The following is a 17,725-nucleotide window of genomic DNA, read 5'->3' as shown; positions in this document are numbered from 1 at the left end:
TTCGTGCGACCTGGATGCGAGAGTCGGTCAGAGCAGGCGCTTGAGGGCCTGGCGCTTGGCCCACGTGTAGGGCGGGTAGACCATGCGCAGGGTGTCCACCTGGTCGGTCTTGGTCAGGGCCGGGCGCAGCTGGGAGAACGTCTCGAAGCCGGCCCGGCCGTGGTAGGTGCCCATGCCGGAGGGACCCACGCCGCCGAAGGGCAGCGAGGTCAGGCCCACCTGCAGCAGGGCCACGTCGAAGGCCATGCCGCCGGCCGTGACCCGCTCCTCGAACGCCCGGTGGTAGCGGTGCTTGTCCGTGAAGAGATACGCCGCCAGCGGGTGCGGTCGTGAGGTGATGAACTCCACCGCCTCCTCGAAGGTGTCCACCCGGATGATGGGCAGGATGGGCCCGAAGATCTCCTCGGCCATCAGGGCGCTGTCCGCGGGCACGTCGGACAGCACGGTCGGCTCCAGGAACCGGTCGGCCACGTCGGCCCGGCCGCCGTGCACCAGCCGCGCCGGGGCACGCCCGTCACCGCCGGCCAAGGCGTCCTCGAGCAGCGCCACGGTGCGCTCCAGGTGCTCGGCGTTGACCATCCGCCCGTAGTCCGGCGACTGCTGCGGATCCGTCCCGTAGAACTCCTCGATGGCCTGGGGCAGGTGCTTCTCCAGCTGGCGCTGCGTCTCCTCGCCCACCGCCAGCACGTAGTCCGGGGCTACGCAGGTCTGGCCGGCGTTGGTGAACTTGCCGAAGGCGATCCGCCGGGCGATCGCGGACCAGTTCCGCCCGTCCGCCACCACGCAGGGGGACTTGCCGCCCAGCTCCAGGGTCACGGGGGTGAGCTGCCGGGCGGCGGCCTCGTAGACGATCCGGCCCACGCGCTCCCCGCCCGTGTAGAAGATGTGGTCGAACCTCTCGGCCAGCAGCGCCTGCACCTCCTCGGCCCCGCCCTGCACCACCGCGACGGCGCGCGGATCCAGGTACTGGGGGATCAGGCGGCCGATCAGCTCGGAGGTCGCGGGGGCCTTCTCGCTGGGCTTGAGCACCACGGTGTTGCCGGCCGCCACGGCCGCCACGAGCGGGGCCATCAGCAGCATGAACGGGTAGTTCCACGGGGCGATGATCAGCACCGAGCCCAGGGGCCGCGCCTCGATCTTGGCCGCGGCGGGCCGGAAGGTCAGGGGGACCTTGGCCGATTCCGGTTCCATCCAGTCCGTGAGGTACAGCAGCGCGTGGTCCACCTCGCCACGGGTCGGCTGGACCTCGGTGAGCATCGCCTCGGTGGCGGGCTTGCCCAGGTCAGCGGCGAGCGCGGCGCAGATGGCCCCGGACTCCTCCTCCAGCAGGCGGCGGATCCCCTTGAGCTGGGCGGCCCGGAAGCGCCGCGGATGGGCCAGCCGCAGGGTGGCGGCCTGACGCATGCGCACGACGGCGGCGCCCGGCTCCTCAGTCCCCGTCGCCACCGCGGGGCCCGAGGGGACCGGCACCTCGTCGGCCGGCCCGAAGAGTTCCTGCTCGGGATCGGCGTGCTCCCCGAGGCGATCGGGGTGCAGGGTCTGGTCCGCGATGAAGTCAGGAATCCGGGACGAAGGCTGAGTCATGCGACCACGGTAACGGCAGGTACCCGATACCGCGCAGCCGTCCCAGTCACCGCCGCCTCACCGCTGGGGCCAGTGGCCCCGGGCCTCCATCACGGAGGCCAGGGCCTCGGCGTCGTCCGTCATGAGCCCGTCCACGCCCAGGGCGAGCAGGCGCTCCATCTCGGCCGGGTCGTCCACCACCCAGACGTGGACCTGCAGTCCGGCCGCCTGGCACCGGGAGACGAACGTCCTGGTCACCACCGGGATCGGCCCCTGCTTCACGGGGACCTGGACGCAATTCACGTGGGCCAGCCGGCGCCCGACGAACCGGGCCAGCCCCAGCGGTGCCGCCACCACGAGCGCGGCGATGGCCAGCCCCCCGCCGGACATCGCGATCCGCCGCCCGGCCGCCCGGGTGAAGCGCCGGCGTCGGGAATCATGGAAGGAGGCGATCAGCACCCGGTCCCAGGCGTCATGGCGGTGGATGATCGGGGCGATCGCGTCCGCCGCGGCGTCATCCTTGAGGTCCACGTTCAGCCGCACGTCCGGCCATTCGGTGAGCAGGTCCTCGAAGCGCAGCAGGTGCTCGCCCTCCAGCAGGTCGGTCCCGGCGGTCCCGGGATCCCGGCCCGCCTCCTGCCCGGTCCCGGCGGCGGCCCGGGCCCGGACGGCCGCCGGATCGATGACGCGCAGCCGGCTGAGGTCCTCCCACGTGTGGTCCGAGAGCCTGCCGGACCCCGTGGTGATGCGATCGAGGGCCTCGTCGTGGAAGACCATGAGGACACCGTCCGCCGTGGTGCGCACGTCGAGTTCGAGGTAGCCGTAGCCGCGCTCCACGGCCCGGCGGAACGCGGGCAGGGTGTTCTCCCGGGCCGTGTCCGCGCCGCGGTGCGCGAAGGCCAGCGGCCAGCCCTGCCGGCCGGGCAGCGACTCCCTCAGGTACGGAGGCAGGACGGAACGCTTCACGGTGCCACCCTAACGCCCGCGCCCTCCTGCGTCCCCCAGTGCGCCAGACACGGGCGGTGTGCGCTGGGTAGACTCCGCCGTACCGCGTATCAGGGACGGGACCGTCAAAGGAGTCGGAACATGACCTCAACCATCATCACCGGAGTGGACGCCAGCGAGACGGCGGCGGCTGCCGCCCGCAAGGCCGCCGAACTGGCCAGCGCCCTGGGTGCCACGCTGCACCTGATCTGCGCCTACGGCCGGTACGAGTCCACCACGTTCGAGAGCGGCCCTGAGAAGTTCCACTACAGCAACGAGGAAGAGGCGCTCAAGACGGCGGAGTCCGTGGCGCGGTCGGTCCGGGGCGACTTCGCCGGTCTGACCATCCGCGCCGAGGCCGCCGAGGGCAAGCCGGGCGACGCCCTCGTCAAGGCCGCCGAGCGGCTGAGGGCGGACGTGATCGTGGTCGGCAACAAGCGGGTCCAGGGCATGGCGCGCATGCTGGGCAGCATCGCCCGGGATGTGGCCTCCCAGGCGCCGTGCGATGTCTACGTGGCCTACACGCACGAGCGGAAGTCCTAGCTCAGTCCAGCGTCAGCAGGCGCTCGATCTCCCGCGCCACGCCGTCGTCGTCGCAGGCCCCGGTCGTCGCGTCGGCGGCGGCCAGCAGGGTCGGGTGGCCGGAGGCCACGGCATAGCCGGTGCCCGCCCAGTCGATCATCTCCAGGTCGTTGGGCATGTCCCCGAAGGCCACCACCTCCCGGGCGGAGATCCCGAGCTCCGCGGCGAACCCCGCCAGGGTGGTGGCCTTGTTGACGTCCGGGCGGGACATCTCCAGCAGGGCCACGCCCGGAGCGGAGTGGGTGACGGCCAGCAGGTCCCCGAGCAGCTGCCTGACCTCCGCGAGGAAGGCGTCCGGCTCACTGGAGCGGGTCTTGGCCAGGAACTTCACCACCTCGGGGTCCGCCGGCAGCACCTCCTGGATCCGGGTTCCGACGTGGATCCCGGCGGCGAGCTCGGGCGGCGGCCCGTCCGGCTCCAGGGCTCCCCGCGCGTCGCCGGCGCCGGGCCGCTCGAGGAAGGCCTCCTCCAGGTGGAAGCCCTCCACGGTCTCCACGCCGAAGGACGCCGAGGGGTCGAGCGCCGCGATCATCTCCCGGGCCTGCAGCACCGTCTCGAAGTCCATGGGCCGGGATTCGATCACCTCGTCCCGCACGAGGTCGTAGATGACGGCTCCGTTGGAGCAAATCACGGGCCCGGCGTGGCCCAGGGCCCGGGTCAGGGGGTTCAGCCAGCGGATCGGCCGACCGGTCACGAAGACCACCTGGATGCCGGCGTCGTGGGCCGCCTGGAAGGCCTCCACGGTCCGGTCCGTGATGAATCCGGTGCGCGTGTGGTCGTAGCCGATGATGGTGCCGTCCAGGTCGCTGGCGATCATCCGCGGGCGGCGCTGCTGCGGCATCTCAGCCCAGCTCGGCCCGCGTGGGCGGATCGGCGCCCAGCCGGGAGGACGTGATCCCGGCCGCCCGGGCGGCGTAGGCGAGCACGGCGGCCGTGTCCTCGGCGCCGATCCCCCGCAGGGCCTCCCGGTTCTCGGCACCCAGCAGGCCCCGGTCCTTCAGGGCCACGAGCAGGGCCGCCGTGAAGGAGTCGCCGGCGCCCACGGTGTCCGCGACCTCCACCGGGGCCACGGGGTGCTCGGTCAGTCCGGCGGCCGTGGCACACAGCAGCGAGGACTCCCCCCGGGTCACCACCACCAGGGCCGGCTCGATCCGCTGCCACTCGACGATCACGTCCTCAAGGGAACGCTCCGGGTACAGCCAGGCCAGGTCCTCATCCGAGGCGTGCACGATGTCCGCGAGCGCGACCGACTCCTCGGCCCGGCGCCTCGCGGTGGTGCGGTCCGGGACGATCGAGGGGCGGCAGTTCGGGTCGTAGCTCAGGGTGACGTCCGGCTCGAGGATGGTCAGCAGCTCCATGACGGTGGAGGCGCCGGGCTCGAGCATCGTCGCGATGGAGCCGGTGTGCAGGTGGCTCAGGGTCCGGTCCCGGCCGCCCTGGGCCAGGACCTGCCGGACGAGGCGGTCGATCTCCGCCGTCTCGGGCAGGGACCAGTCGAGGTCGAAGTCGTAGTGGGCCACCCCGGTCGGGTCGAGGCGGGCCGTCGCCACGGAGGTCGGCAGCCCATCGGGGGTCAGCACCGAGGCCACGCCGTTGCGCTCGAGGTGCTCGCGGACCATGGTGCCGTACTCGTCCCGCCCGTAGCGGCCGGTGAAGAAGACGTTCTCCCCGAGGCGGGCCAGCCCGACGGCCACATTGAGGGGACTGCCGCCGGCGTGGGCCCGCGGTGTTGCGGTATCGGACAGGACGACGTCGACGAGCGCCTCGCCGATCACACCCACGTAGTCAGTCACAAATCAACGGTACCCTACGGCTCAGTTGATTTCCCCTCCCCCGAAGGATCGCGATGACCTCATCCGAGCACCATCCCCGCCCGTCAGGCCCGGAAAACCCGAAGGCACGACGCCGGCCCCTCACCTCCCGGCTCGGCCTCGCCTGGTCCGTCCACGGCGACGGCCGCCGCATCACGCCGGGGGAGGTCGTGGCCCCGGATGAGCGTCTCGGCTGGCCCCAGACCGTCGGCGTGGGCATCCAGCACGTGATGGCCATGTTCGGGGCCACGGTGCTGGTGCCCACCATCACGGGCTTCCCGGTGACCGCCTCCCTGTTCTTCTCCGGAGTGGGCACCCTGTTGTTCCTGCTCCTCACCGCCGGCCGGGTGCCGTCCTACCTCGGCAGCTCGTTCGCGTTCATCGCCCCGATCGGGGCCGCGATGAACCAGCACGGGATCGGCGGCGCCCTGGGCGGGGTGCTCGTCACCGGCGTGGCCCTGTTCCTCGTGGGGCTGATCGTCCAGAAGGCCGGGACCGGGTGGATCCACGCCCTGATGCCGCCGGTCGTGATGGGCACCATCGTGGCGCTGATCGGCCTGAACCTGGCCGGCTCCACCACCGAGGCCATGGTCGAGGTCCCGCTGACCACCTTCGCCACGGCCCTGGCGATCGTGGTGTGCGCCGTGCTGTTCAGAGGCCTGCTGGGCCGGCTGTCCATCCTGCTCGGCATCGTGGTCGGCTACCTCGTGGCCCTGGCCCAGGGCCAGATCGACTTCTCCCCGGTCGGCGAGGCCGACTGGATCGGCCTGCCCCCGTTCCACGCCCCCGAGTTCCACTGGGACGTGCTGTTCCTGTTCCTGCCCGTGGTGCTCGTGCTCGTGGCGGAGAACATCGGCCACGTGAAGACGGTCGGGCTGATGACGAACCGCAACCTGGACTCCTCCAACGGCCGGGCCCTGATGGCGGACGGCCTGTCCACCACCCTCTCCGGCCTCGGCGGCGGCGTGGGCACCACCACCTACGCGGAGAACATCGGGGTCATGGCCTCCTCCCGCGTCTACTCCACGGCCGCCTACTGGGTGGCCGGGTTCTTCGCGCTGGCCCTGGCCTTCTTCCCCACCTTCGGCGCCCTGATCAACACCATCCCCGCCGGCGTCGCGGGAGGGGCCGGCATCATCCTCTACGGCATGATCGGCGTGATGGGCGTGCGCATCTGGGTGCAGAACCGCGTCGACTTCTCCAACACCATCAACCTGATGTCGGCCGGCGCCGGGCTGATCGTGGCGATCGCGGACCCGGTCCTGGACCTCGGCGGCATGCAGTTCGGCGGGATCGCCCTGGGCACCGCCGCCGTGCTGGTGGTGTTCCACCTGATGACGCTCATCGCTCGGTGGCGCGGCACCGAACCCGTGCCCGCGGATCCGGACGAGAACCCCTACGAGTCCTCCGAGCCCGGCCGCCTGGGCTAGCGGCGCCGGCCGCCCTTGGACCCCTTGCCACTCTTACCGCTCTTGCCGGACGGACCCGAAGCGCGGGCGGAGCCTGACGATCCCGCCTGACCCGAGCGCGCCGTGCCGGATGCCGCCCGGGGCCGGCCGGCCGGCGTCGTCCCGGAGGTGCCGTCCCGGAGGTGGTCGTTCCGGGAGGATCCAGGGCGCCGGCCCTTCGCGGCCCCGATGAAGTCCTGCACGAGCTGGGAGTCCACGGTCCGCAGCCACGCCAGGCCCACGGCCCACCCGGGCTGGGCGGCATCCCGGGCCAGGGGCAGCACCACCACGTCCTTGCGCCCGAACATCCGGGCCACGGAGGCGGGCAGCACCACGTGGCCGGCGCCCGTGGCCACGATCTCCACGGCCATCCGCTCGCCGGAGCCGGGGACCTCGGGGGCGTCCAGCGGGTCGGCCGGGGGCTCCGGGGCGAAGCGCGCCGGGTCCATGACCTCCGCAGTGTCCAGCTCCGCGGCGGGGACGGGCCCGTCGGCCTCGACGTCCCACGCGGCCAGCAGGTGGTCCTGGCCCACGCAGACCACCGGATCCTCCTCGTAGAACCGGACCACGTGGACGTCCGCCGGGTCCACGCCGGCCGCCGTCAGCAGCTGCTCCGGGGAGGAGTCCAGCCGCCAGCGCAGGTAGCCCAGCTGGGGGAGTCCGCGCGGTGCCGAGCCCCCGGGTCCGGGGGCCAGGAAGGCCACCTGCCCGCCGACGTCGTGATTCACCAGCTGGACCCGGCGCTCACGCGAGGTGAAGCGATCCACCCACTTGGACGGCGAGGCGCCGGGGATGGTGGAGAGGAAGAGGGTCTCCGGGACGGCCGGCACGGCCGGGCCGGATGGGGGGCCGGGCACCAGCGGTTACTTGACCTTGTCCCGGAGGAACCCCACGGCGCGGGACCAGGCGAGGGCGGCCTCCTCGGGGCGGTAGTTGCCCTGGGGGTTCTCGTCGTTGTGGAAGGCGTGCGGGGCGTCGTAGAAGAAGTACTCGACCTCCGTGCCGGACTCCTCGCGGATCTGCCGCTCCTGGGCGCGGGCTTCCTCGGGCGGGAACATGGAGTCCTGCTCGGCGTAGTGGCCCTGGACGGCGGCCTTCACGCCGGCATAGGAGTCCGGGACGGCCTGGCCCACGCCGTAGAAGGGCACGGCCGCGGAAACCTTCTCGCCCTGCTCGGCGGCCAGCGCCAGCACGAACCCGCCGCCCATGCAGAAGCCGACGGTGCCGACGGTCTTCGAGGTGACCGAGTCCTGGGACAGCAGGTAGTCCACGGCCCCGGCCAACTGGTGGGCACCGGCCTCGGCGGGGAGGTTCTGCATCATCTCCCCGGCCTCCTCGCCGTCATGGGCCACCCAGCCGCCGAAGAGGTCCGGGGCGAGTGCGGTGAAGCCCTCGGAGGCCAGCCGGTCGCACACATCCCTCATGTGGTCCGTCAGGCCCCACCACTCCTGGATCACGATCACGCCGGGTCCTGAACCGGACTCCGGGGTGGCCAGGTAGCCGTGGCCGAGGTTCACGCCGCCGGCGGACCCCTCTTTCTCCGGCAGGGCAAAGGTGGTGTTCTGGTGCGGGGTCTTTCCGGCCATGGCGGTCCTCCTGGGTGCCGCGCTCGGGAGCGCGGTGCGTCGGGTGGTGATCGTCCCGCCAGTCTAGGGGTGCGCCCGCACGGCACCAGTGGTGATACTGGGCTGCAGCGGCCGGTTGCACTGTCCACTGCTCGGTGGACAGGCGGCGGACCGCCGTCACCGTCCGGAGGTCCGCACCATGTCATCCGCATCCGCCCACAGCACCGCCGCCCGCTGGTCCGCCGAGTTCCTGGGGACCTTCGTCCTCGTGTTCGGCGGCTGCGGCACCGCCGTCTTCGCCGCCCAAGTCCTGGACGCGGAGGCGGGCGTCAACAGGGGCGTCGGATTCCTCGGGGTGGCCCTGGCCTTCGGCCTGACAGTGCTCGTGATGGCCTACGCCGTGGGGCATGTCTCCGGCGGCCACTTCAACCCGGCCGTCACGCTCGGCACGGCCCTGGCGGGCCGCACGAAGTGGTCCGACGTCGGCCCCTACCTGGTCGTCCAGATCCTCGGCGCCACGGTGGCCGGGGCCGTGCTGCTGGCCGTCGCCTCCGGCAAGGAGGGCTTCAGCGCCGCGGAGTCGGGCTTCGCCACGAACGGCTACGGCGAGCGCTCCCCGGACGGCTACTCGCTGCTCTCCGTGCTGATCATCGAGGTCGTCCTCACGGCCGTGTTCCTCTACGTGATCCTCGGGGCGACGGACCGTCGGGCTCCGGCGGGCTTCGGTCCTTTGGCGATCGGGCTGTCCCTGACCCTGATCCACCTGATCTCCATCCCGGTGTCCAACACCTCGGTCAATCCCGCCCGTTCCCTCGGGGTGGCGTGGTTCGCCGGCGGGGAGGCGCTGGGCCAGGTGTGGCTGTTCCTGGTGGCGCCGCTCGTGGGTGCCGCGATCGCGGGGCTGACCTACCAGCTCCTCTTCCCGGACCGCACGACGGTCAACGCCGACATCGCCGGGCACGAGGCCCACGACGCGACCGCCTGAGCCGGGGGCAGACGCCCAGAGGCCGGCAGGGGGCCGGTGCCACGGGAGCGTGGCACCGGCCCCCTGGACCCGCCGTGGCGGGGGTGGGGTCAGGCTCAGGCCTGGGCGCCCTCTTCGGCCGGGAGCACGAAGGAGGCGTCGATCTGGATCTTGACGGCGTCGGAGACGAGCACGCCACCGGCCGCGGCCTGCAGCGGGGCGTTCCAGGTGATCCCGAACTCCTTGCGGGAGATCTCGCCCGTGGCCTCGAAGCCGGCGCGGGTCATGCCGAAGGCGTCCACGGTCTGTCCGCCGAACTCGGCCTTCAGCTCGACCGGCTGGGAGACACCCTTGATGGTCAGGTTGCCCGCGAGCACGAACTCGCCGGCGGCGTCGCCGCGCACCTCGGTGGACTCGAAGACCATGTTCGGGTGGGCCTCGGTCTCGAAGAAGTCGGCCGACTTGATGTGGCCGTCGCGGTCCGGCTGGCCGGTGTCGATGGAGTTGGCGTCAATGGTGACCTTCACGGAGGAGGCGTTGCGGTCCTCGCCGATCACGAGGGAGCCCTCCACCGCGTTGAAGGTGCCGCGCACCTTGGAGATGCCGGCGTGACGGACGGTGAAGTCGACGTCGGTGTGGGTGGCGTCCAGGTTCCAGGTACCGGGGGTCATTGCGGTCATGTGAGGTCTCCTCTGAGATGGCCGGTGGCGTCCGGACCGCAGTCCGGCCGTTCCACCCTTTTTGGTTGAACATTCAATAGAACTATACCCCGGGCGGAACTATTCCCGCGCCGTGGATGAACGTCGGGTGAACGGATCGGCGCCGCGACGCGGGCCGTGACTCATCGGGTCGCGATCACTTCGGGCAGGCCCGCCGGTTGGATAGGGTCGGAGGGGCCCTTCCTTTCCAACCAGCAGTGGGAGTACTTGTGAAGATTGCGATCCTCGGCGGCGACGGTTTCTGCGGGTGGCCCGCCGCCCTGCACCTCTCCGATCAGGGCCATGACGTGATCATCGTGGACAATTTCTCCCGCCGCGTGATCGACGAGGAGCTCGAGGCCGAGTCCCTGACACCGATCCGCTCCCTGTCCGAGCGCCGCGCGGCCTGGAAGGAGATCTCGGGGAAGGAGATCGGCTTCGCCTTCCTGGACGTGGCCCAGGACTACGAGTCACTGGTGGAGTTCTTCCGCTCGGAGGCGCCGGACGCCGTGGTCCACTTCGCCGAGCAGCGGGCCGCCCCCTACTCGATGAAGTCCCCCCGCAACAAGCGCTACACGGTGGACAACAACGTCAACGCCACCCACAATGTACTGGCCGCCACCGTGGAGTCCGGCCAGGACATCCACCTGGTCCACCTCGGCACCATGGGCGTCTACGGCTACGGGACCGCGGGCATGAAGATCCCCGAGGGCTACCTGGACGTGGAGGTCACGGCCCGCGAGGACGCCGAGGGCAACGCGGTCGAGCCGCACCGGATCGAGCAGCAGATCCTCTACCCGACCAACCCGGGCTCGATCTACCACCTGACCAAGGTCCTGGACCAGCATCTCTTCGCCTACTACGTGAAGAACGACTCGCTGCGGATCACGGACCTGCACCAGGGCATCATCTGGGGCACCCACACCGAGCAGACCCAGCGCGACGAACGGCTGATCAACCGCTTCGACTATGACGGCGACTACGGGACCGTGCTCAACCGCTTCCTCATGCAGGCCGCCGTGGGCTACCCGCTTACGGTGCACGGCACGGGCGGGCAGACGCGCGCGTTCATCCACCTGCAGGACATGGTCCGCTGCATCCAGATCGCCCTGGAGAACCCGCCGGCCACCGGCGACCGGGTCAAGATCTTCAACCAGATGACCGAGACCCACCGCGTCCGGGACCTGGCCGAGCTCATCGGCAGGATCACCGGTGCCGAGGTGGCGATGGTGCCGAACCCGCGCAAGGAATCGGCGGAGAACGAGCTGCACGTCGTCAACGACACGTTCCTGGACCTGGGGCTGAACCCGACCACCCTGTCCGAGGGCCTGCTGCTCGAGGTCGAGCAGATCGCCGAGAGGTACAAGGACCGCGCGGACCTGTCCAAGGTGCCGGCCACCAGCCTGTGGACGGCCGAGCAGCAGGCCGGCGTGCCGTCGTCGATCTCTCCGGTCCCTCCGGTCTCCTAGGGGCCGACCGCATGCGCATCGCCATGTTCACCGAGGTCTTCCTGCCGAAGATCGACGGCGTGGTGACCCGGGTGGTGCGCACCCTGGAACAGCTCGGCGAGATGGGCCACGAGGTGCTGCTGTTCGCCCCGGGGGATCCGCCGGCCGAGTACGCGGGGCACCAGGTCGTCAGGGTGCGCAGCTTCTCGCTGCGCTACCTGTACCCGGAGCTCAAGGTCGGGGTCCCCACGCCGGCCATCGCCCGGGCCATGGAGTCCTTCCACCCGCACGTGGTGCACACGGTCAACCCCATCTGGCTGTCCGCCTACGGCGTGCTCTCGGCCGGCCGGCGCGACCTGCCGCAGCTGGCGAGCTTCCACACGGACGTGCCCCAGTACACCGAGTCCCTGCGCGTGGGGTGGGCCCGGCACCCGATCGAGGCCTGGATCGAGTTCCTGCACAACAAGGCCGAGGTCAACCTGTGCACCTCCGGTCCCATGGTGGACAGGGCCCGGCAGGTCGGCATCGAGCGGGTGGACCTGTGGCCCAAGGCCGTGGACACGGTGGGATACCGCCCCACGAACGCGAGTGCCGAGATGCGCGCCACCCTGACGGACGGGCATCCGGAGGCGCCGCTCGTGGTCTACGTGGGCCGGATGAGCCGGGAGAAGGACCTGGACCGGCTGGTGGGGGTGATGCGCCGGCTGCGCGAGCGCGTGCCCGGCGCCCGGCTGGCCATGGTGGGCTCCGGGCCGTACCTGGACGAGCTGAGGAAGCGCTTCGATCCGGCGTACACCGTGTTCACCGGCTACCTGTCCGGGCCCGGCCTCGCCGCGGCCTACGCCAGCGCGGACGCCTTCGCCTTCCCCTCCACCACCGAGACGCTGGGCCTGGTGGCCCTGGAGTCCATGGCCTCGGGCGTGCCGGTGGTGGGCGCCCGGGCGGGCGGGATCCCCTTCGTGATCGACGACGGCGGCACCGGCTTCCTGGTCGATCCCGACGACGTGGGCGGCTGGGTGGACCGCCTGGCACTGCTGCTCACCGAGACCGGCCGGCGCGCGGAGATGGGCGCCGCGGCCCGCGCCGAGGCGGAGCGGCATTCCTGGCGCGCGGCCACCGAGGCCTTGGTCGGCTTCTATGAGCGGGCGATCGAGGCCCACTGGAGCAGCGGGCACCGGGATCTCAACGGACCGTTCCTGGATCGCTTCGCCCGGCCGATGCCACGGGCCACGGACTGACGCTCAGACGTCCCGGCGGGTGCGCTGGATGATCGCGTTCCGCACGGTGAAGGCCAGCACCACCGCGAGCAGGCCGTAGATGGTCCAGGTGATCGGGCTGGACACCAGGATGGAGAAGTCTCCCGCGGAGGAGAGCAACGCGTCCCGGATGGAGGTCTCAGCCAAGGGGCCGAGCACCATGCCGATCATCAGCGGTGCCAACGGGTAGCCGTAGCGGCGCATCAGGAAGCCCACGACCCCGATCCCGAGCAGCAGGAGCAGGTCGAACACCCGCCCCGAGGTGGCGTAGACGCCCAGGCCGCAGAACAGGGCGATCCCGGCATACAGGTAGGGCTGGGGGATGAGCAGGAGCTTGGCCCACAGCTGCGCGAACGGGAGGTTGATGATCAGGAGCACGACCATGGCGAGGAAGAAGCTGGCCAGCAAGGCCCAGACCAGGTCCGGGTTGCGGTCGAACAGCAGCGGGCCCGGCTGCAGACCGTACTGGCGGAAGGCGGCGAGCATGATGGCGGCGGTGGCGGAGACCGGCAGGCCCAGGGCCAGCAGTGCGCCCATGGCCATGCCGGTGGTGGAGTTGCCGGCGGCCTCCGGGGCAGCGAGCCCGCGGATGGCACCCTTGCCGAACATGGGCTTCCTCCGGCGCCGGTCCAGCCGGCGTTCCACGTCATACGCCAGGAAGGTCGGGACCTCGGATCCACCCACGGGGATGATGCCGAAGGGCAGTCCTATCGCGGTGCCACGCCCCCAGGCGGGCAGGGCCTCACGGAATTCCGCCAGCTTCAGCCAGGGGCGTCCGGCCGACCGCGTCCTCAGGTTCTGGGTGGTGCGCCGAGCCCGGGAGATCACGAAGAACACCTCGCCGAGGGCCAGGATGGCCACGGTGACCGTGACGAGCGAGATCCCGTCGAACAGCTGCGGGGCCCCCAGCGTGAAGCGTTCGGTGCCGGTCACCGAGTCGATGCCGATGGTGGAGATGCCCAGCCCGAGGACGAGGGCGGCGAGACCCTTCGGGACGGAGTCCGAGACCACGGACGAGGTGGCCACGAAGGCGAACAACGCCAGGGCGAAGAACTCGGCGGGACCGAAGAAGGTGGACAGTTCGGCCAGTACCGGGGCGAAGAACACCACGACGACGGAGGCGATGAAGCCGCCGATGAACGCGCCGATCGCCGCCGTCGCCAGCGCCTGGGGCGCCCGGCCGGACTTGGCCATCTTGTGGCCCTCGAAGGTGGAGGCGATGGCGGAGGCCTGTCCCGGGGTGTTCATGAGGATCGCCATGGTGGAGTCCCCGAACAGGCCACCGAAGTACACCCCGGAGAAGAGGATGAAGGCCGCCGTGGGATCCAGGGCGAAGGTCATCGGCAGCAGCAGGGCCACGGCCATGGAAGAGCCAAGCCCGGGCATCACGCCCACGGCGGTGCCGAGCAGACAGCCGATGACCACCCACATGAGGTTGACCGGCGTCAAGGCTCCGGCGAAGCCCTCCATCAGCAGGTTGAGTGACTCCATGTCAGAACCCCCCGCCCAGGATGCCGGAGGGCAGGTTCAGCCCGAGGGCCACGTCGAAGGCGAGGTAGGCCACGGATCCCATGAACAAGGCCACCAGGATGTCGAAGACCGGCCGCCGGGAGCCGAAGCCGTGCGCCACGCACCAGAAGAGCAGGCCCGAGGCCAAGATCCAGCCGAGCCAGGGCAGCAGCACCGCGAAGGCCAGGAAGCCCAGGACGGCCCAGCCCAGGGACGTGAAGTCCGAGTGGAAGCGGGTGGTCTGTGCGGCGTGGCCGTCAGGGCGCTCCGGGTGGCGGAGCAGGCCCACCGTGATGACGGCGGCGAGCACGAGCCCGACGACCCCGATCAGGGTGGGGAAGAAGCCCGGGCCGGGGAAGTCCGCGTCCCCGGTGTCCATGGCGATGGAACCGATGATGAAGAACAGGGAGAAGGCGGTGATCAGCACGGGCATGATGAGCCCGGACCGGCCTTCCCAGAACGTGCCCGCCGCAGCGGGGGTGGGGGTGTTCCGCGTGACCGCGGCGTCCGGTGTGCTCACTGACCCATCTCCTCGAACAGGGTGGCGATCCTGTCCGTCTCGTCCTGAATGTACTGCCCGAACTCCTCGTCCTGCAGCGGCGCCTCGCGCCAGTAGTTGCGCTCCACGGTGGCCTGCCACTCGGGGGTCGCGACGGTCTCGGCGACCAGCTCCTGCAACTGGTCGATCTCCTCGTCCGTGGCTGAGGGCGGGGCGAACAGGGCGCGCCAGTTGGTGATCGTCACGTCGATGCCCTGCTCCACGAGGGTCGGGATCGCCTCGATCTCCGGGGTGCCGCTCAGCCGCTCCTCGGCCACGACACCCAGCACGCGCAGGCGACCGGACTCCACCTGGGGGTAGATGTCCGCGAAGCCGCCGGCCGTGACGTCCGCCGTGCCGTTGAGCAGCGCCTGGATCGCCTCGCCGCCGCCGTCCGAGGGGATGTAGGTAGTGTCGGCCACGGGGATTCCGGCGTCCAGGGCGATGTCCGTCATGACGAGCTGGTCGAAGGACCCGCCGCCGGTCCAGGCGACGCCCCGCGGGTCCTGGGTCCAGGCCGCGATGATGTCGTCCATGGACTCGAACGGTGAGTCGGCGGGGACCGCCACGATGTCGTATTCCTCTAGGACCTTGGCCACGGGGGTGACGTCCTGGATCCTTGAGGGTGTGTCGAACTGGATCTGCGCCGTGATCTGGCCGGAGCCGCCGACCATCAGGTTGTTCGCCTCCGGTTGCTGGGAGAGCACGCCCACCCCGATGGTGCCTCCGGCCCCGGGGACGTTCACCACCTGGACGTTGTTGACCAGGCCGTTGGTCCGCATCGCCTGTTGCAGTTCACGCTGGAAGGTGTCCCAGCCTCCGCCGGCTGCTGCCGGGGCGATGAGCGTCAGGTTGCCCCGCACGTCTGTCCCCCCGGAGGCGGACTGGATGGAGAAGAAGGACGCCACGCCGATGACGGCGGCGGCCAGGACAGCGAAGATCGCCGTCCCGATGCGCCGGGTCCGGGGTCGCTCTGGGGATTGGACAGCCTGAGGCTGGCTCATCAAGGGCCCTTCTGGTGGTGTGGCAGGCGCGTGGCAGGCGGAGTTCGTGCGGTGACATAGCCCACCATAGCGAGCGTTTAGGATGCAAGTCAGACGCAGCGTTCGGCTGCGGACAGAGCCCACCGAGCAAGGAGCACAGCGATGACAGTCCTCGTGGCCGGATCCAGCACCAACGAAGGCCTGGCGGCGCACCGCTTCGCCGTGGGCGAGGCCGCCCGGCGCGGCGAGGAAGTGCTGTACTTCGCCCTCTCCGGCGACCGCCCGGACCCGGCCGTGGCCTCGGCCGCCGCCGTGACGGAGGAGTACGCGGAGCCGGAAGCCCGAGGCCGCGACGCCGTCGGCGACCTGCTGGACACCGCGGGGCGGGTGGACGCCTCGGTGATCGTCGTCGGCGTGCGCCACCGTTCACCGGTGGGCAAGTTCCTGCTGGGGTCCGCCGCCCAGCAGATCATCCTGGAGGCCCAGGCCCCGGTCATCTGCGTGAAGCCCTAAGCCCCCAGCATCACGCAGGTCGGCCACGCCGCAGCAGCGGGGTCGACGACCCGTGACGCGACGAAGGCCCCGGATCGATGATCCGGGGCCTTCGTGTACAACTCGCGTGCGCGAGGGGGGACTTGAACCCCCACGTCCTTTCGAACACTGGCACCTGAAGCCAGCGCGTCTGCCAATTCCGCCACTCGCGCGAGGTTCTGGTCTGATCTTCCCGGTCGAAAGGCCTGTATGGAATCCTTCGTACCGGTCAGAACAGCAGGATCCATCCTATCCCGACCCTCGCCGGAATCCCAAATCGAGGTGCTGCACGGCGCCTCGGCACCCTCATCGCAACCGCATTGCAACCCGTCAAGGGCCTGTTCCTCACGGAATGCTCATGCGTCCCGCGTACTATCGTCAAAGACATCTGCGGAAAGGAGCACCCCTCGTGGGTCTTCTGGATAACCTCGAGCGCGGCCTGGAGAAGGCTGTGCAGTCAGCCTTCTCGGCCGGCGGCTCCCGAGCAGTCAAGCCGGTCGAGATCGCCAATGCCCTGAGATTGGCCATGGACGACGAGTCCATGGTCCTCTCCGAGGGCCGGACGTTCGTGCCCAATGTCTTCACCGTCAAGTTCGCCACGGCGGACTTCGACCAGGCCCGCAAGTGGGGCTCTGCCCTCGCGGAGGAACTCTGCGACGAGGCCATCCGCCACGCCCGGGACCAGGGCTACACCCTGCACGGCCCGGTCCGCGTCACCTTCGTGGAGGACGCGGAGCTGCGCGCCGGCAAGCTGGACATCGAGACCGCCTCGGACAAGACGGGCGGCTCGGCCCCCTCGCAGGACGCCGGCCGGGCACCCTCCGGAACCGGCTCGTCCGCCGCGGTGGACCAGGCCCCGGTGGACCGCCAGGCCCCGGTCCCGGCGGCCGCTCCCGTCCCCCACCCCGTGCCCCCGCCGGCCCCGCGGACAGAGGTGCGGCGGCCGACCCCCAGTCCCTCGCCGCAGCGCCCCGCCCAGCCGTCACGGCCGGACACACCGCTGCAGCCGGTCCTCGAGATCGACGGCCGCAAGTACGGGCTCAACGCGGACTCGATCGTGCTGGGCCGTGCCGCGGACGCGGACATCCTGGTGGAGGACACGGGCGTCTCGCGCCGCCACCTGGAGATCATCACCCGGGGAGCCACCGTCATGGCCGTGGACCTGGGCTCCACCAACGGCTTCCACGTCAACGACCGCAAGGTGGACGGATCCACCGTCCTGCGGGACGGCGACCGGATCAGGATGGGACGGGTGAGCATGGTCTTCCGGATGCTGCCCGCCCGGGACACCCGCGGCCAGGGAGGAAACCGCCATGAGTGAACTCGCCGTCGCCGCACTCCGGCTGGGCCTGCTGTTGGTCCTGTGGATCCTCATCATCTCGATCGTCTCCTCCCAGGGGCGCGACCTGATGGTGGGCGCCCGCAACAAGGTCCGTCCGCGCGGCGCCGCCGGCGCCCCCGCCCCGGCGTCGGTCTCCGCCTCGTCCTCCGCCGCACCCGCCTCGGCGGGCTCCGGCGGGAACACCACGGGCCAGCAACCGGTCCGGCCCCTGCCGACGCAGCTGCACGTCACCGAAGGACCACTCCGGGGTTCCGTGGTGGACCTGCACGGCGCGCCCCTGTTGCTGGGCCGCGCCCAGGAGGCCGACCTGGTGCTGGACGACGACTACGTCTCCGGTCGGCACGCCCGCCTGTTCCCGCAGGGCTCCCGCTGGTTCCTGGAGGACCTCGGCTCCACGAACGGCACCTACGTAGCCGGCTCGCAGCTCACTCGCACCGTGGCCGTTGACCCGGGGACCGCCATCCGGATCGGCAAGACCGTGCTGGAACTGGGATCCTGAGCCC

The 17,725-nt window shown here is 70.9% G+C and carries 18 protein-coding genes and 1 tRNA gene; 8 read left to right on the top strand and 11 right to left on the bottom strand.

Annotated features, from left to right (window positions below; all coding sequences use genetic code 11):
* Positions 1-27: 27 nt before the first annotated feature.
* Together RE421_RS03150 and RE421_RS03145 are read right to left on the bottom strand one after the other, a co-directional pair.
* Positions 28-1,584, bottom strand: a complete 1,557-nt coding sequence (locus tag RE421_RS03150) for an aldehyde dehydrogenase family protein (RefSeq protein ID WP_309814185.1) — start codon at positions 1,582-1,584, stop codon at positions 28-30.
* A gap of 57 nt (positions 1,585-1,641) precedes the next feature.
* A complete protein-coding gene (locus RE421_RS03145) occupies positions 1,642-2,529 on the bottom strand; it encodes a glycerophosphodiester phosphodiesterase family protein (RefSeq protein WP_309814183.1) in 888 nt (295 codons plus the stop codon).
* 120 nt (positions 2,530-2,649) lie between these two features.
* Here RE421_RS03145 and RE421_RS03140 point away from each other — a divergent pair, with 120 nt between their 5' ends.
* Positions 2,650-3,090, top strand: coding sequence for a universal stress protein (locus RE421_RS03140; RefSeq protein ID WP_309814178.1), 441 nt, complete (start codon positions 2,650-2,652; stop codon positions 3,088-3,090).
* Between the two features lies 1 nt (position 3,091).
* On the opposite strand, the gene RE421_RS03135 is transcribed toward RE421_RS03140, so the two are convergent.
* Positions 3,092-3,970 carry an HAD family hydrolase gene (locus RE421_RS03135; protein ID WP_309814175.1) on the bottom strand — a complete coding sequence of 293 codons (879 nt, stop codon included), beginning with the start codon at positions 3,968-3,970 and terminating at the stop codon, positions 3,092-3,094.
* A gap of 1 nt (position 3,971) precedes the next feature.
* Entirely contained in the window at positions 3,972-4,922 is a 951-nt protein-coding gene (locus tag RE421_RS03130; protein WP_309814173.1) for a carbohydrate kinase, read from the bottom strand.
* A gap of 53 nt (positions 4,923-4,975) precedes the next feature.
* Here RE421_RS03130 and RE421_RS03125 point away from each other — a divergent pair, with 53 nt between their 5' ends.
* A complete protein-coding gene (locus RE421_RS03125; protein ID WP_309814170.1) occupies positions 4,976-6,370 on the top strand; it encodes a solute carrier family 23 protein in 1,395 nt (464 codons plus the stop codon).
* On the opposite strand, the gene RE421_RS03120 is transcribed toward RE421_RS03125, so the two are convergent.
* Complete coding sequence (locus tag RE421_RS03120; RefSeq protein ID WP_309814167.1) at positions 6,367-7,245, bottom strand: hypothetical protein; 879 nt, start codon at positions 7,243-7,245, stop codon at positions 6,367-6,369. The two genes, RE421_RS03125 and RE421_RS03120, sit on opposite strands and share 4 nt — an antisense overlap.
* Positions 7,246-7,251: 6 nt before the next feature.
* The gene (locus RE421_RS03115; protein WP_309814166.1) at positions 7,252-7,974 is read right to left on the bottom strand and encodes a dienelactone hydrolase family protein; all 723 of its coding nucleotides are present in this window, start codon (positions 7,972-7,974) and stop codon (positions 7,252-7,254) included.
* 178 nt (positions 7,975-8,152) lie between these two features.
* Here RE421_RS03115 and aqpZ point away from each other — a divergent pair, with 178 nt between their 5' ends.
* Positions 8,153-8,938: an aquaporin Z gene (gene aqpZ / locus RE421_RS03110; RefSeq protein ID WP_309814162.1), complete on the top strand. Its 786-nt coding sequence runs from the start codon at positions 8,153-8,155 to the stop codon at positions 8,936-8,938.
* Between the two features lie 95 nt (positions 8,939-9,033).
* On the opposite strand, the gene RE421_RS03105 is transcribed toward aqpZ, so the two are convergent.
* A complete protein-coding gene (locus RE421_RS03105) occupies positions 9,034-9,597 on the bottom strand; it encodes a YceI family protein (RefSeq protein WP_309814159.1) in 564 nt (187 codons plus the stop codon).
* 248 nt (positions 9,598-9,845) lie between these two features.
* Here RE421_RS03105 and RE421_RS03100 point away from each other — a divergent pair, with 248 nt between their 5' ends.
* Both RE421_RS03100 and RE421_RS03095 read left to right on the top strand, forming a co-directional pair.
* Positions 9,846-11,084, top strand: coding sequence for an NAD-dependent epimerase/dehydratase family protein (locus RE421_RS03100; RefSeq protein ID WP_309814156.1), 1,239 nt, complete (start codon positions 9,846-9,848; stop codon positions 11,082-11,084).
* Positions 11,085-11,095: 11 nt separating this feature from the next.
* Positions 11,096-12,301, top strand: coding sequence for a glycosyltransferase family 1 protein (locus RE421_RS03095; protein WP_309814153.1), 1,206 nt, complete (start codon positions 11,096-11,098; stop codon positions 12,299-12,301).
* Between the two features lie 3 nt (positions 12,302-12,304).
* Here RE421_RS03095 and tctA read toward each other — a convergent pair whose 3' ends face one another.
* From tctA to RE421_RS03080, 3 genes are read right to left on the bottom strand one after another with little or no spacing between them, the layout of a single operon-like run.
* A complete protein-coding gene (gene tctA / locus RE421_RS03090) occupies positions 12,305-13,810 on the bottom strand; it encodes a tripartite tricarboxylate transporter permease TctA (RefSeq protein ID WP_309814149.1) in 1,506 nt (501 codons plus the stop codon).
* A gap of 1 nt (position 13,811) precedes the next feature.
* Positions 13,812-14,348 carry a tripartite tricarboxylate transporter TctB family protein gene (locus RE421_RS03085; RefSeq protein WP_309814147.1) on the bottom strand — a complete coding sequence of 179 codons (537 nt, stop codon included), beginning with the start codon at positions 14,346-14,348 and terminating at the stop codon, positions 13,812-13,814.
* Positions 14,345-15,370: a tripartite tricarboxylate transporter substrate-binding protein gene (locus tag RE421_RS03080; RefSeq protein WP_309814143.1), complete on the bottom strand. Its 1,026-nt coding sequence runs from the start codon at positions 15,368-15,370 to the stop codon at positions 14,345-14,347. Before RE421_RS03080 ends, RE421_RS03085 begins: the two co-directional genes overlap by 4 nt.
* Before the next feature lie 141 nt (positions 15,371-15,511).
* On the opposite strand from RE421_RS03080, the gene RE421_RS03075 reads away from it, so the two are divergent.
* A complete protein-coding gene (locus RE421_RS03075) occupies positions 15,512-15,862 on the top strand; it encodes a universal stress protein (RefSeq protein WP_309814140.1) in 351 nt (116 codons plus the stop codon).
* Between the two features lie 107 nt (positions 15,863-15,969).
* Here the strand turns inward: RE421_RS03075 and RE421_RS03070 are convergent.
* Positions 15,970-16,053: transfer RNA gene (locus RE421_RS03070), tRNA-Leu, on the bottom strand.
* Between the two features lie 236 nt (positions 16,054-16,289).
* On the opposite strand from RE421_RS03070, the gene RE421_RS03065 reads away from it, so the two are divergent.
* Both RE421_RS03065 and RE421_RS03060 read left to right on the top strand, forming a co-directional pair.
* Positions 16,290-17,201, top strand: coding sequence for a DUF3662 and FHA domain-containing protein (locus RE421_RS03065; protein WP_309814138.1), 912 nt, complete (start codon positions 16,290-16,292; stop codon positions 17,199-17,201).
* Entirely contained in the window at positions 17,194-17,721 is a 528-nt protein-coding gene (locus RE421_RS03060) for an FHA domain-containing protein (protein WP_309814134.1), read from the top strand. Before RE421_RS03065 ends, RE421_RS03060 begins: the two co-directional genes overlap by 8 nt.
* Positions 17,722-17,725: the final 4 nt, after the last annotated feature.

This window comes from Citricoccus sp. I39-566 (assembly GCF_031432995.1).
Classification (GTDB): domain Bacteria; phylum Actinomycetota; class Actinomycetes; order Actinomycetales; family Micrococcaceae; genus Citricoccus; species Citricoccus nitrophenolicus_A.
This window is presented reverse-complemented; position numbering and strand designations above follow the sequence as displayed.